We start from the raw sequence: 14,419 nt of genomic DNA on the forward strand, positions 1-14,419 counted from the left end.
AGACACAGTTTTGCCTGAGACACTGGCTTGCAGACAAGCCGCAGGCCAGTGAACAGTGCGATACTTAACAGCTATGCTTCCCTGCGGCGCGCATTACCAGGTTTTACCAATGTTAAACTGGAACTGCTCCGCTTTATCTCCATCATATTTCTTAACCGGCTGCGCGTAAGAGAACACCAGCGGACCCAGCGGCGACATCCACTGCAGCGCGATACCGCTGGAGATACGAATGTTGCCTGGCTTGCTGTAATCCGGAATGCCCGCTTCGCTGCTGGCTTCGGTATTATCCCAGTTGGTATCCCAAACGGTACCGGCATCCACGAACAGTGAAGTACGTACCGAGTTAGAATATTTCTCGCTGATAAACGGCGTCGGCGTGATCAGCTCCAGGCTGGCCACTGCCATGGCGTTACCGCCAACCGCATCATCCGACCGACACAGCGTATTGCTGCCGGAGCAGGTGGATGAATTATCATTGATGTATGCCGCTTTCGGACCAATGTTATTGGAGCGGAAGCCGCGCACCGTACTGGAACCACCGGCGTAGAAGTTTTCATAGAACGGCAGTTCTTTACCGCTCAGGCCATCGCCATAACCAACGCGGCCACGACCCAACAGCACCCATGTGTGATCGTCATTGATCGGCATGTACTGTTGCGTATCCAGCGTGACTTTGTAGAAGTTGTTATCGGAGCCAGGGATCGTCACTTTACCGTTCAGGTTGGTACGGTTACCCGACGTCGGGAAGAAACCGCGGTCAAGGTTGTTGTACGTCCAGCCATAGTTAAAGGTAAAGTCATCCGCAGCGTACTCGGCATCGCCAGAGAGCGACGGGCTCTGCCCGACCGACTCCAGATAGCGCCACATCGCTACCTGCGGCTGCATATTCGACAGATCGTTATGCACATAGCCGAGGCCTACACGCAGCGTGTTATTTTCATTGACCGGGAAGCCCAGCGTGCCATCCAGACCATAACTCTTGTTGGTATAGTCAGAGAGGTCGGCATCGTCCGCTTTAAAGTCATTATAGAAAATACGCCCGCCAAGGCTAACGCCATCCACGGTAAAGTACGGATCGGTTAACGAGAATTCCGCGTAGGTCTGATAATCGTTTTTGGTGCCGCTAATGCCGACGGTATTACCGGTACCCAGCCAGTTATCCTGCGTCACGCCGACCTGGAAGCTCACGCCGCTTTCGGTGCCGTAGCCAATACCAAAGTTAAAGGTACCGGTGTTACGCTCTTTCACCTTATAAACCACATCGACCTGATCCGGCGTGCCAGATACGCGCTGCGTATCAACATCCACCGTTTCAAAATAGCCGGTACGGTTCAGGCGCTCTTTGCCCTGCTCCACCAGGTTGCTGCCGAGCCATGCGCCTTCCATCTGACGCATTTCACGACGCAGCACGGCGTCTTTCGAGGTATCGTTGCCTTCGAAACGCACCTTGCGCACGTAGTAACGATTACCGGCATCGACATTCACATGCAGTTTTACCGTTTTATCGGCGTCGTTGATTTCCGGCTGCGTCACCACGCGTGGATAGGCGTAACCATAGCGGCCTAACAGCTGCTTGATATTGTCTTCCATTTTGGTGACTTTGGTGCCGTTATACAGCTCGCCCGGTTCCACCTTCGCCAGACTTTCGATCTCTGCGGAGTGGCCGGCCATGCTGCCATTCACCACCACGCCGGAAAGCTTATACTGCTCGCCTTCGCTGATGTTGATGGTGATATAGATGCCTTTTTTATCCGGCGTCAGGCTGACCTGGGTGGAATCGATATTGAAACGAGCGTAGCCGCGATCCAGATAGAAGCTGCGCAGGGTTTCCAGATCGCCCGCCAGTTTCTGCTTCTGATATTTACGATCGCCAACCAGGTTCCACCATGGCACCTCATCACGCAGCTGGAAGCGCGAAATCAGCTCATCAGAGCTAAAGGCTTTATTGCCGACGACGTTAATCTGCTGGATTTTCGCCGAAACGCCTTCGGTGAACACCAGTTTGAGATCGACGCGGTTACGCGGCAGCGGGGTCACGACAGCTTTTACGCTGGCGCTGTATTTACCCACGCTGTAGTAGAAATCTTCCAGCCCTTTTTCGATGCTGGAAATGGTGGTGCGATCCAGCGCTTCGCCAACGCGCACGCCGGAGGCTTCCAGATTTTGTTTGAGCATGTCATCTTTCACCGCTTTGTTACCGGAGAAAGTGATGCTGGCAATGGTGGGACGCTCTTTCACCTGAACGATCAGCGTGGTGCCGTCGCGCAGGACCTGAACATCTTCGAAATTCCCGGTAGCAAACAGGGCGCGAATGGTATTACTGACGTCTTCATCGTCTACTGTATCACCAACACGCACCGGCATGCTGAGCAGAGCCGCACCGACAGCGACTCGCTGCAGTCCTTCGAAATGAATGTCCTTCACTACGAACCCGTCTGCACCGTAAACGGTGGCGCTGCTAAACAGCAGCGACGCTATGAGCAACTTTTTCATCGCCATCGTTGTTATGCGTTCTTCCTAACACGTCCCAGCCTGGATAACGTTCCGGTCATCGCAGGCGAGAGAAATCATTGAATAGTGCAAGCCCCATTAACAGCACCAGCAAAATTGAGCCGATGCGATAACTGAAGTCCTGAACTCGCTCAGACACCGGTTTCCCTTTGATTTTTTCAATCGCCAGGAAAAGCAGATGCCCACCATCTAATACCGGTAACGGGAAGAGATTAATAATACCGAGGTTCACGCTGATAAGCGCGAGAAACATCAGGTAATAAATGATCCCATATTCCGCTGACATCCCGGCGCCTTGCGCGATAGAAATCGGCCCGCTCAGGTTGTTCAGCTTAACATCACCAGTGACCAGTTTGCCAAGCATGCCGACCGTCAACTTCATTAACTGCCAGGTTTTCTCCCCGGCCTCGCCAATCGCAGCAAACGGACCATACTGACGCACCGTTTTATACTCATCGGGCAACGGTAACACGCGTGGCACGACGCCAGCGAACCCTTCCGTCCCTTTTACGGCTGGCGTTAACGTCACGCTAACGACCTCGCTCTGACGCTCAACATCCAGTGCAATCGCCTGGTTTGGACGATCGCGCACCAGGTTCACAAACTGTCGCCAGTCCGCCAGCGGACGACCATCGACTTTAACGATCCTGTCACCGGCTTGCAAACCTGCCGCACTGGCCGGTGAGTTCGCCTGGACTTGCGCCAGAACCGTTTCAATCTCAGGGCCGCGCGGCTCAATGCCCAACGACACCACCGGATCCTGTTTATCAGGTTCGAAATGCCAGTTACGCAGATCGACCTGCTTTTCCACGCGCTGCGATGAGCCAAACGGAGCCAGACTTAAGGTGACGTTGGTATCGCCGATTTTACCGATCAGCGCCATACGCACAGCATCCCAGTCAGGCGTTTCGATACCGTCAACTGCCTTAAGTTCCATGCCGGGTGAAATTTGCGCCTGCGCCGCCACCGAACCGCTTACGATTTCGCCGGTAACCGGACGCACGCCGGGTACGCCATGCAGAAACACCAGCCAGTAAGCAAAGATAGCAAACAGGAAGTTAGCAACAGGACCGGCGGCGATGACCGCAGCGCGCTGCATCACCGTTTTATTATTGAAGGACTGATGACGCAGCTCGGGCGGCACGCTTTCAACGCGCTCGTCCAGCATTTTGACGTAGCCGCCAAGCGGGATTAAGGCAATCACATATTCGGTGCCAAGGCGGTCGCGGCGACGCCAGATCGCTTTACCAAAACCCACGGAAAAGCGTTCTACCTTAATGCCGCAGCGACGTGCTACCCAGAAATGACCAAACTCATGAACAGTAATCAATACGCCCAGCGCAACGATAAAGGCAGCAAGACTCCAGATAAAGCTCAGCATAACGTCTTGTCCTTACAGCGCCCGGAAAACTAACAGCAGCAAACAGGCGAATACCGGCACCGCCGCCGTCAGGCTGTCAATGCGGTCAAGAATGCCGCCGTGACCAGGAATAAGGTGTCCGCTGTCTTTGATACCCGCTTCGCGCTTGAACATGCTTTCGGTGAGGTCGCCCAGTACCGAGGCCAGCGCCGCAACCACGGAACAGGTTAACAGTATGCCCGGCGCCACGCTCAGCGGCGCCCAGAGGCCGAACAGCCAGGCAATCAGCGCGGAGGTCAGCAGGCCGCCAAAAAAACCTTCCCAGGTTTTGCCCGGCGAAACTTTCGGTGCCAGCTTATGCTTGCCGAACAGGCGGCCAAACATATAAGCGCCGGAGTCCGCGCCCCAGACCAGAATCATGACGTAAAGCAGCCACCACGCTCCGGCGTAATGATCCGCATCGTAATGATACTGGCGCAGCGCAACCATGCCGCAGAAAAACGGCACGATGGTGAAGACACCGAAGATCAGACGCAGCGCGCGTGAGTGCCGCCACAGCCCCGCCGAGGCTGGATAGCGCAGCACCAGCAACAGCGCGCCAATCCACCACGCCAGCGCAATCCACAGCGCACCGCCTATTTGCGGCAGCTGAACGATATGCTGGTAAGGGGGAAGCGTAAATAACATCACGGCAAGCAGCAGGCCGCAAAGCACGGCCAGCCAGATACGTTGGAGACGGGAGGTGAAGCCAGCAAACTGGCCCCATTCCCATGCGGCCAGCATGCACACTACCAGGGTAGTGATGGCAAATGCTGATGGCGGTAACCAGAAAAGCGCAGCGATCACCAATGGGATCAGGATGAACGCTGTAATCAGACGCGACTTCAGCAAAGGTTACCCCCAGGGCGCTCAGGCGCCGCCAGGTGCTGCGCCGCCAAATCGACGCTCACGATGTGAAAAAGCATTCATTGCACCTTCAAAAACTTGTTCGTCAAAATCAGGCCAGAGAACATCGGTAAAGTAAAACTCCGCGTAGGCGATTTGCCACAGCAGGAAGTTACTGATGCGGTGTTCCCCCCCGGTCCTTATTACCAGATCCACCGGTGCCAAATCATGCATGCAGAGAAATCCGGACAGCGTAGTTTCTTCGATTTGGTCAGGACGGAGCAATCCTTCCTGTACCTGCTCGGCTATCTTTTTTACGCCGTGAATAATATCCCAACGGCCGCCATAATTCGCGGCAATGTTGAGGGTTAATCCATTATTTTGTTGAGTCAGTTCCTCAGCGCGCCGAATGCGCTCCTGTAAGCGTGAATTAAAACGGCTAATATCGCCAATAATTCTTAACCGAACATTGTGTTTGTGCAGGCTTTTTACTTCGCTATCCAGCGCCCAGACAAACAGTTCCATCAGCGCCACCACTTCCTGCGGCGGACGCGACCAGTTTTCGCTACTGAAGGCATAAAGCGTGAGTGCTTCCAGTTTATTACTTACGGCAAAGCTCACGGCGCGACGCACCGATTTTACTCCCGCTTTGTGACCGGAGACACGAAGTTTACCCTGATTTTTCGCCCAGCGGCCGTTGCCATCCATGATGATGGCCACATGACGCGGGCCTGTCCGCTGCTGGTCATCGGTTGTTATTTGAGTTTCGGACGACATAACGCGTATTCATTTCCTTTCATCAGAAATACAGCGGCTTCTGAATACATTTCCCGTGCGGCTGTAAAAAAGCCGTGACGATCACGGCTCTGTTCACCGCTTTGGCTGTGTGTAAATGCGAAACGGGAGCCGGGGACTATACCAGTTTCATCCCAGGCTCACAAATAGCGGCCACGCAAATCAGCAAATCGGCGGATTAGCCAGCCTTAGCAAAACGCGGCAACAGCGCCTGTGCCGCGCGGCGCGATTTGCTATCAATGGCCAATACTGCTTCGACGCTCTGTGGTTCGCCGTAATGAAGCGACGCCAGCACCTCTGCGTTCAACGCGGCAATATCGGTAAAGCGAATCTGCCCCTGAAGAAACGCGGCGACCGCAATTTCATTGGCCGCATTCAACGCGGTGGTTGCCGCCTGCCCCTGCTCACACGCATCCATCGCCAGTTTTAGGCAGGGATAGCGATCAAAATCAGGTTCAGCGAAGGTCAACGCCTTCATGCGGGTAAAATCGAGCGGCGTGACGCCTGCTTCTACACGCTGCGGCCAGGCCATCGTATGGGCAATCGGCGTGCGCATATCTGGCGATCCCAGCTGCGCCAGCACGCTGCCGTCACGATAACGCACCATAGAATGGATGACCGACTGCGGATGCAAAATAACTTCCATCTGCGCATCGGTTGCATTAAACAGCCAGCGGGCTTCAATGTATTCCAGACCTTTATTCATCATGGTGGCGGAGTCGACAGAGATTTTTCGCCCCATCGACCAGTTCGGATGCGCGCAGGCTTGATCCGGCGTAACGCTTGCCAGTGCCGTCAGCGGCGTGTCACGAAACGGTCCACCCGATCCCGTAAGGATAATCGACTCTATGCCGTTTTCCTGGAGGTTAGCGTATCCTAACTGTTGCTGGATGGAAGCCGGTAAACTCTGAAAAATGGCATTATGCTCGCTGTCGACCGGCAGCAGCCGCGCCCCGCTGGCGCTCACCGCCTCCATAAATAAACGGCCGCACGTGACAAGCGACTCTTTATTTGCCAGCAGCACGGTTTTTCCGGCGCGAATGGCCGAAAGCGTCGGCAACAGGCCCGCCGCGCCGACAATCGCCGCCATCACCTGATCGACATCGTCCAGCGCCGCCAGTTGACAGGCAGCCTCTTCGCCGGCCATCACCTCTGTATTCACGCCCAACGCGCTAAGACGCTGACGCAGCTGCTGTGCGGAGGCTTCATCCGCCATGGCGGCGAAAGCGGGACGGAAACGCAGGCACTGCTCGGTCATCAGTTCGACGTTATGCCCGGCGACCAGCGCTTTAATCGCATAAAGATGAGGATTGGCCTGTACCACCGCCAGCGTGTTAGTGCCAATCGATCCGGTGGAGCCGAGAATGGTTAATTGCTTCATGAGGCTGCTCTGTGTAGAAAACTCGGACACGGCGCTACAGAGAAATGCGCCCGCGCGCCCGGCATGGTGGGACAAAACAAAACGCCGTCAAACAGCGTAAGCTGTACGCTGTGGACGGCGTTTTACCGGGGCTGGATGGAATTAGAAATCCATCAGCTCCGTTTCTTTTTCTGCCAGCGCGGCATCAACTTTCTTGATATACGCGTCGGTCATTTTCTGGATGTCATCCTGCGCGCGACGCTCTTCGTCTTCGCCAATCGCTTTGTCTTTCAGCAGCGCTTTAATTTTGTCGTTAGCGTCACGACGCACGTTACGCACGGAAACGCGACCCTGCTCGGCTTCGCCGCGTACGACCTTGATCAGATCTTTACGACGTTCTTCCGTTAACGCAGGCAGCGGCACGCGAATATCGGTACCGGCAGAGCTCGGATTCAGGCCGAGATCGGAGGACATGATCGCTTTCTCAACGGCCTGGCTCAGGGAGCGGTCAAACACGTTGATCTTCAGCGTGCGTGAGTCTTCGACGGTAACGTTGGCCAGCTGGCGCAGCGGAGTCGGCGTACCGTAATATTCAACTACGATACCGTCGAGAAGCGCTGGTGATGCGCGGCCAGTGCGTACTTTGCCGATGTTATTTTTGAACGCCTCAACGCATTTTTCCATGCGCGTGTCGGCATCTTTTCTGATGTCGTTAATCACGTTGTAACCCTTGGATTCTGTTTGACCTGCCACAGCGACGTGCCAGGGAACGGTAAAATTCGTCGATAATCCTGCACGATGCGCGCCGCTCATTTGCGCCGCGCAGACAGAATATACCTTATTTTACGCCGTGACGGATATTAATGCGTAATCAGGGTGCCTTCTTTTTCACCCATTACCACACGACGCAGCGCGCCCGGCTTATTCATGTTGAAAACGCGAATCGGCAGCTGATGGTCGCGCGCCAGCGTAAAGGCGGCCAGATCCATCACTTTCAGCTCACGTTCCAGCACGTCCTGATAGGATAGCTGATCGTAAAGCGTGGCATCCGGCGTTTTCATCGGATCGGCGGAATAGACGCCGTCGACCTTGGTGGCCTTCAGAACCACATCGGCTTCGATTTCAATACCGCGCAGGCAGGCTGCGGAATCGGTGGTAAAGAAAGGATTGCCGGTGCCGGCAGAGAAAATCACTACGCGGTTATTACGCAGCAGGCTAATCGCCTCTGCCCAGCTGTAGCTATCGCACACGCCGTTCAGCGGAATCGCCGACATCAGTCGCGCGTTCACATAGGCGCGGTGCAGCGCATCACGCATCGCCAGGCCGTTCATCACGGTAGCCAGCATACCCATATGATCGCCGACAACGCGATTCATGCCTGCCTGAGCCAGACCTGCGCCGCGGAACAGGTTACCCCCACCAATAACGACGCCAACCTGAATACCCAGCTCTACCAGCTCTTTGATTTCCTGAGCCATGCGGTCGAGCACGCTCGCGTCGATGCCGAAACCTTCGGCGCCCTGCAGCGCTTCGCCACTTAGTTTTAGCAGGATACGTTGATAAACAGGTTTTGCATTGGTAGCCATGGTCGTTTTTTTCCTGGAAGCTATCATGAAAATAATGAGGAGTTAGATCCGAACTATCATCCGCTTAGCGGGTAGGAATTGCTATTGGGATGAGACTGAAAAATGGTGAAGATCTCAGACAAAAAAGAACCGCCGATTGGCGGTTCTTTTGGGACCATTAAGACTGCTTGGACATGGCCGCTACTTCTGCAGCGAAGTCGCTTTCTACTTTCTCAATGCCTTCACCCACTTCGAAGCGGATAAAGTTAATCACGTCGGCGCCTTTCTCTTTCAGCAGCTGACCAACGGTTTTGCTCGGATCCATCACGAAATGCTGACCGGTCAAGGAAACTTCGCCGGTGAACTTGTTCATACGGCCCTGAACCATTTTCTCTGCGATTTCGCGCGGTTTGCCAGACTGCATGGCGATGTCCAGCTGGATCTGATGCTCACGTGCAACCACGTCAGACGGTACGTCTTCCGGCTTAACATATTCCGGCTTGCTTGCTGCAACGTGCATCGCAACGTGTTTAACCAGCTCTTCATCAGCGCCAGTTGCAGAAACCAGAACGCCGATACGCGCGCCGTGCAGGTAAGAACCTACCATCTCGCCTTCCAGGATAGCTACGCGACGGATGTTGATGTTTTCACCGATTTTCGCTACCAGCGCGGTGCGCTGATCTTCGAATTTCGCTTTCAGAACATCGATATCAGCGATGCGCTCAGCGGTAGCCGCAGCGATAACTTCTTTACCGAAAGCCAGGAAGCCTGCATCTTTCGCGACGAAGTCAGTTTCGCAGTTCAGCTCAACGATTACGCCGGTGTTACCAGACACGTCAGTCAGGATAACGCCTTCAGCAGCAACGCGACCTGATTTCTTCGCCGCTTTCGCCTGACCTGATTTACGCATGTTGTCAATCGCCAGCTCGATGTCGCCATTGGCTTCAACCAGCGCTTTCTTACATTCCATCATGCCAGCGCCAGTACGCTCGCGCAGTTCTTTTACCAGAGCAGCGGTAATATCAGCCATTCTCTCTTCCTCAGTTGTCTGTTGCCTGCGGTTTATTCCCACTCAAGCGGGAAACGACCGCCACGGTTTTGCCAGGGCGATCAGTCTGCCTGCCCGCGTATCTGCTGCGGGCCAACACTGTTAGCAGGAGTGCTTCACAGCCAGGCCATGCGCCGGGCCATGGTTAAAAAAAATAAAGGGGCCATAATCGGCCCCTTACAGATCACATCTGAATGATAAGGGCGCTCTACAGAGCAAACCTTATTAAGCGTTCTCTAAAGAAGCTTCTTCTGCCTGCTCAGCCAGATCCTGAGAACGGCCTTCGCGCACGGTGGTCGCTACAGCAGTCAGGTACAGGCTAACAGCACGGATCGCATCGTCGTTACCCGGGATGATGTAATCAACGCCATCCGGATCGGAGTTGGTATCAACGATAGCAAATACCGGGATACCCAGGTTGTTTGCTTCTTTGATTGCGATGTGCTCGTGGTCAGCATCGATCACGAACAGCGCGTCCGGCAGACCGCCCATGTCTTTGATACCGCCCAGGCTGTTTTCCAGCTTGGCCAGCTCACGAGTACGCATCAGCGCTTCTTTTTTGGTCAGTTTGTCGAAAGTACCGTCCTGAGACTGAGTTTCCAGATCTTTCAGACGTTTGATTGACTGACGCACAGTTTTCCAGTTAGTCAGCATGCCACCTAACCAGCGGTGGTTTACGAAGAACTGGTCGCAGCTCAGAGCAGATTCTTTGATTGCTTCGCTGGCAGCGCGCTTAGTACCAACGAACAGGATCTTGCCTTTACGGGAAGCGATTTTGTTCAGCTCAGCCAGGGCGTCGTTGAACATCGGAACCGTTTTCTCAAGGTTGATGATGTGAACTTTGTTACGCGCACCGAAGATGAACGGCTTCATTTTCGGGTTCCAGTAACGGGTCTGGTGACCGAAGTGAACACCAGCCTTGAGCATGTCGCGCATGGAAACAGTTGCCATGATTACCTCTGTAGTAAGTTTGGGGTTGGGCCTCCACATATCCCATGCAACCGACCCCGAAAGGCACCCCGGCGCATGTGCCGATATGTGTGTGTTGTTTACACATAATGAGATTTATGCGTTTCCCGCCAAACTTTTCAGCTTTAGCGAGAATCGTCGGCGCGCTTTATACCATAAAGCACGATTTGACGCCAATAATAGTTCGCGCCGTTTTCGCCCTTGTATGCTATGCCGCGGCCATTGCGTAATGATGACAATTACTGTTAGCAGAGGCTAAACGCCCAGTGGCAGCCCACAGGCCGACCTGCTAACATGGCACCACTTGCTCTATTATTGTCGAAAATGACGACAACTGCGGATAAAATTAATGGCAATTTCAATTAAAACCCCAGAAGAAATCGAAAAAATGCGCGTGGCGGGACGTCTTGCCGCTGAAGTGCTGGAGATGATCGAGCCTTACGTCAAACCGGGCGTTTCCACCGGTGAACTCGACCGCATTTGCCACGATTACATCATAAACACCCAGCACGCCGTTTCTGCCAGTCTCGGCTATCACGGTTTCCCGAAATCCGTCTGTATTTCGGTTAACGATGTGGTTTGTCACGGCATTCCCAGCGACGACAAGCTGCTGAAAGATGGCGATATCGTTAATATCGACGTCACGGTGATCAAAGACGAGTATCACGGCGATACCTCAAAAATGTATATTGTCGGCAAGCCGACCATTCAGGGCGAGCGCCTGTGCCGCATTACGCAGGAAAGCCTTTATCTGGCGCTGCGTCTGGTGAAGCCGGGCATTCGTCTGCGTACGCTGGGCCGCGAGATCCAGAAATTTGTCGAAGCGCAGGATTTTTCCGTGGTGCGTGAATATTGCGGACACGGCATCGGCAAAGGCTTCCATGAAGAGCCGCAGGTGCTGCATTACGATGCCGATGACGGCGGCGTGGTGCTGCAAGCCGGCATGACCTTTACCATCGAGCCAATGGTCAACGCGGGCGATTACCGCATCCGCAGCATGAAAGATGGCTGGACGGTAAAAACCAAAGATCGCAGCTTGTCGGCGCAGTATGAGCATACTATTGTGGTGACGGAAAACGGCTGTGAAATTCTTACCTTGCGTAAAGATGACACCATTGAGGCAGTGCTGGTAAACGAAGCCTAAGGGCGCGATACCGCCTGACCGGGTTTAAACGAAAGCCGACTTGATGTCGGCTTTTTTTATGGCGAAAGCGGAGCAACTCTTTCATGCGCGTGACCGATGAAGTAATCAATAGCCTGGCCGAAGCCGCATCGGGCTGGGACGATACGCAGCTCACGCGTGAGCCGTTAAAGCAGCATCTGGAACGTTTTCAGCAGCATCTGGCCGCCGCCTTCGACGCAGGCGAGGATGTCGCCACGCTGATCGACGCCCGCACGCTGTTTATTGATACGCTGCTGCGGCGGCTGTGGCGGTTTTACGGCTTTGAAGCGCGTGATGGCATTTCACTGGTGGCGGTCGGCGGCTTCGGTCGCGGCGAGCTGCATCCACTTTCCGATATCGACCTGCTGATCCTGAGCCGCACCGCGCTGGACGAGCAGGCAGCGGTCGCCGCCAGCGAGCTGTTAACGCTGCTGTGGGATCTGAAGCTGGAGGTGGGCCACAGCGTGCGCACGCTGGAAGAGTGCCTGCTGGAAGGGCTGTCTGATTTAACCGTGGCCACCAATTTGATTGAATCCCGCATGCTGGTAGGCGACGTGGCGCTGTTCCTGGAACTGCAAAAACACATTTTCAGCGACGGCTTCTGGCCCTCCTCGCGCTTTTACGCGGCGAAAATCACCGAGCAGCAGGAACGCCATAAGCGCTATCACGGCACCAGCTACAATCTGGAGCCGGATATTAAAAGCAGCCCCGGCGGCCTGCGCGATATTCACACGCTGTTGTGGGTGGCACGTCGCCATTTCGGCGCCACCTCGCTGGATGAGATGGTGGGCTTTGGCTTTCTTACTGAAGCCGAGCGCAACGAACTCAACGAATGCCAGGCGTTTCTCTGGCGCATCCGTTTCGCGCTGCATCTTACGCTGCCCCGCTACGATAATCGTCTGCTGTTTGATCGCCAGCTTACCGTCGCCCAGCGCCTCGATTACCGGGGCGAAGGCAACGAGCCGGTTGAACGCATGATGAAAGATTTCTTCCGCGTTACGCGACGTATCGGCGAGCTGAACCAGATGCTGCTGCAGCTGTTTGACGATGCGATTCTGGCGCTGGACGCCAGCGACAAGCCACAGCCGATTGATGATGATTTCCAGCTGCGCGGCAGTCTGATCGATCTCCGTGACGATGCGCTGTTTAGTCGTCAGCCGGAAGCGATCATGCGCATGTTTTGGGTGATGGTGCGCAATGAAAATATCAAAGGCATCTACTCCTCCACGCTGCGCCAGCTGCGCCATGCGCGCCGTAATTTGCAGCAGTCGCTCTGCTACCTGCCGGAAGCGCGGCGCTACTTTTTGGCGATTCTGCGCCATCCCGGCGCGGTCAGCCGGGCGCTGGTGCCGATGCATCGCCACAGCGTGTTATCGGCCTATATGCCCCAGTGGAGTAAAATCGTCGGTCAGATGCAGTTTGATCTGTTTCATGCTTACACCGTGGATGAACATACCGTGCGCGTGCTGCAAAAGCTGGAAAGCTTCGCCAGCGAGGAGACCCGTTCGCGCCATCCGCTCTGCGTAGAATTATGGCCGCGTCTGCCGCAGCCGGAACTGCTGCTGCTGGCGGCGCTGTTTCACGATATTGCCAAAGGGCGCGGCGGCGACCACTCGATCCTCGGCGCGCAGGATGTGCTGGCCTTTGCTGAGCTGCACGGCCTGAACTCACGCGAAGCGCAGCTGCTGGCCTGGCTGGTGCGCTATCATCTGCTGATGTCGGTGACCGCCCAGCGCCGTGATATTCAGGATCCAACGGTTATTCAGCAATTTGCCGAGGTGATGCAGAATGAAAATCGCCTGCGCTATCTGGTCTGCCTGACGGTCGCGGATATTTGCGCCACCAATGAAACACTGTGGAACAGCTGGAAACAGAGCCTGTTGCGCGAGCTGTTTTTCGCCACGGAGAAACAGTTGCGGCGCGGTATGGAAAACTCGCCCGATCTGCGCGAACGCGTGCGTCATCATCGTTTGCAGGCGTTAGCGCTGTTGCGCATGGATAACATTAATGAGGAAGCGCTGCACCAAATCTGGAGCCGTTGCCGAGCCGACTATTTCCTGCGCCATACGCCGAACCAGCTGGCCTGGCACGCGCGCCATTTAATGAATCACGATTTGCGCCAGCCGCTGGTGCTGGTAAGTCCGCAGGCGACGCGCGGCGGCACCGAAATCTTTATCTGGAGCCCGGACCGCCCCTATCTGTTTGCCGCCGTGGCGGGCGAACTGGATCGCCGTAACCTCAGCGTTCATGATGCGCAGATTTTTACCAGCCGCGACGGCATGGCGATGGATACCTTTATCGTGCTGGAGCCGGACGGCAGCCCGCTGGCGGCGGATCGTCACCAGATGATTATTCAGGCGCTGGAACAGGCGATTACTCAACCCCGCTGGACCTCGCCGCGCACCCGCCGCCAGTCGGCAAAGCTGAAACACTTTAATGTGGATACCGAAGTGCGTTTTCTGCCTTCCTTTAACGAACGTCGTACCTGGCTTGAGTTGATTGCGCTGGATCGTCCCGGCCTGCTGGCGCAGGTTGGCGAAGTTTTTGCCGATTTAGGTATTTCGCTACATGGGGCACGCATCAGTACCATTGGCGAGCGGGTCGAGGATCTGTTTATTCTCGCCGATGATGAGCGTCGGGCGCTGAGCGCCAATTTGCGCCATAAGCTGCGACAACGGTTGACAGCGGCCCTTAATCCAAACGATAAAGTGTGACCCCGATCTTTTTACACCGTCGTTCACCAAACCATCGGGCCAGCAGCGAC

11 protein-coding genes are annotated in these 14,419 nt (G+C 55.1%); 2 read left to right on the forward strand and 9 right to left on the reverse strand.

Annotation, left to right across the window (positions count from 1 at the left end):
* Window positions 1-93 precede the first annotated feature (93 nt).
* The 9 genes from bamA to rpsB all read right to left on the reverse strand — a co-directional run bounded on the left by bamA (window position 94) and on the right by rpsB (window position 10,475).
* The gene (gene bamA, locus J2X14_RS07735; protein WP_352410650.1) at window positions 94-2,499 is read right to left on the reverse strand and encodes an outer membrane protein assembly factor BamA; all 2,406 of its coding nucleotides are present in this window, start codon (window positions 2,497-2,499) and stop codon (window positions 94-96) included.
* Between the two features lie 49 nt (window positions 2,500-2,548).
* Complete coding sequence (rseP, locus tag J2X14_RS07740) at window positions 2,549-3,892, reverse strand: sigma E protease regulator RseP (RefSeq protein WP_352410651.1); 1,344 nt, start codon at window positions 3,890-3,892, stop codon at window positions 2,549-2,551.
* Window positions 3,893-3,904: 12 nt separating this feature from the next.
* Window positions 3,905-4,762 carry a phosphatidate cytidylyltransferase gene (gene cdsA, locus J2X14_RS07745; RefSeq protein WP_352410652.1) on the reverse strand — a complete coding sequence of 286 codons (858 nt, stop codon included), beginning with the start codon at window positions 4,760-4,762 and terminating at the stop codon, window positions 3,905-3,907.
* Between the two features lie 18 nt (window positions 4,763-4,780).
* The gene (ispU, locus tag J2X14_RS07750; protein ID WP_352410653.1) at window positions 4,781-5,533 is read right to left on the reverse strand and encodes a (2E,6E)-farnesyl-diphosphate-specific ditrans,polycis-undecaprenyl-diphosphate synthase; all 753 of its coding nucleotides are present in this window, start codon (window positions 5,531-5,533) and stop codon (window positions 4,781-4,783) included.
* A 196-nt stretch (window positions 5,534-5,729) separates the two neighbouring features.
* Window positions 5,730-6,932 (reverse strand): 1-deoxy-D-xylulose-5-phosphate reductoisomerase, encoded by a 1,203-nt coding sequence (gene ispC, locus J2X14_RS07755; RefSeq protein ID WP_352410654.1) that lies wholly within the window; start codon window positions 6,930-6,932, stop codon window positions 5,730-5,732.
* 141 nt (window positions 6,933-7,073) lie between these two features.
* The gene (gene frr, locus J2X14_RS07760; RefSeq protein ID WP_352411067.1) at window positions 7,074-7,631 is read right to left on the reverse strand and encodes a ribosome recycling factor; all 558 of its coding nucleotides are present in this window, start codon (window positions 7,629-7,631) and stop codon (window positions 7,074-7,076) included.
* Between the two features lie 140 nt (window positions 7,632-7,771).
* On the reverse strand, window positions 7,772-8,497 hold the full coding sequence (pyrH, locus tag J2X14_RS07765) for a UMP kinase (protein WP_352410655.1): 726 nt from the start codon (window positions 8,495-8,497) through the stop codon (window positions 7,772-7,774).
* A gap of 157 nt (window positions 8,498-8,654) precedes the next feature.
* Window positions 8,655-9,506: a translation elongation factor Ts gene (gene tsf, locus J2X14_RS07770; protein ID WP_352410656.1), complete on the reverse strand. Its 852-nt coding sequence runs from the start codon at window positions 9,504-9,506 to the stop codon at window positions 8,655-8,657.
* 243 nt (window positions 9,507-9,749) lie between these two features.
* Window positions 9,750-10,475 (reverse strand): 30S ribosomal protein S2, encoded by a 726-nt coding sequence (rpsB, locus tag J2X14_RS07775; protein ID WP_165786513.1) that lies wholly within the window; start codon window positions 10,473-10,475, stop codon window positions 9,750-9,752.
* Window positions 10,476-10,842: 367 nt separating this feature from the next.
* Between rpsB and map the strand changes: the two genes are divergently transcribed.
* Window positions 10,843-11,637 carry a type I methionyl aminopeptidase gene (map, locus tag J2X14_RS07780; protein ID WP_352410657.1) on the forward strand — a complete coding sequence of 265 codons (795 nt, stop codon included), beginning with the start codon at window positions 10,843-10,845 and terminating at the stop codon, window positions 11,635-11,637.
* An 83-nt stretch (window positions 11,638-11,720) separates the two neighbouring features.
* Window positions 11,721-14,369, forward strand: a complete 2,649-nt coding sequence (glnD, locus tag J2X14_RS07785) for a bifunctional uridylyltransferase/uridylyl-removing protein GlnD (RefSeq protein ID WP_352410658.1) — start codon at window positions 11,721-11,723, stop codon at window positions 14,367-14,369.
* Window positions 14,370-14,419 lie beyond the last annotated feature (50 nt).

Source organism: Mixta sp. BE291 (assembly GCF_031457955.1).
Classification (GTDB): domain Bacteria; phylum Pseudomonadota; class Gammaproteobacteria; order Enterobacterales; family Enterobacteriaceae; genus Mixta.

Excerpts from the sequence above, each read along its gene's own strand:
- bamA (WP_352410650.1), bottom strand. The coding sequence starts at position 2,499 with ATGGCGATGAAAAAGTTGCTCATAGCGTCGCTGCTGTTTAGCAGCGCC.
- rseP (WP_352410651.1), bottom strand. The coding sequence starts at position 3,892 with ATGCTGAGCTTTATCTGGAGTCTTGCTGCCTTTATCGTTGCGCTGGGC.
- ispU (WP_352410653.1), bottom strand. The coding sequence starts at position 5,533 with ATGTCGTCCGAAACTCAAATAACAACCGATGACCAGCAGCGGACAGGC.
- ispC (WP_352410654.1), bottom strand. The coding sequence starts at position 6,932 with ATGAAGCAATTAACCATTCTCGGCTCCACCGGATCGATTGGCACTAAC.
- pyrH (WP_352410655.1), bottom strand. The coding sequence starts at position 8,497 with ATGGCTACCAATGCAAAACCTGTTTATCAACGTATCCTGCTAAAACTA.
- tsf (WP_352410656.1), bottom strand. The coding sequence starts at position 9,506 with ATGGCTGATATTACCGCTGCTCTGGTAAAAGAACTGCGCGAGCGTACT.
- rpsB (WP_165786513.1), bottom strand. The coding sequence starts at position 10,475 with ATGGCAACTGTTTCCATGCGCGACATGCTCAAGGCTGGTGTTCACTTC.
- map (WP_352410657.1), top strand. The coding sequence starts at position 10,843 with ATGGCAATTTCAATTAAAACCCCAGAAGAAATCGAAAAAATGCGCGTG.
- glnD (WP_352410658.1), top strand. The coding sequence starts at position 11,721 with ATGCGCGTGACCGATGAAGTAATCAATAGCCTGGCCGAAGCCGCATCG.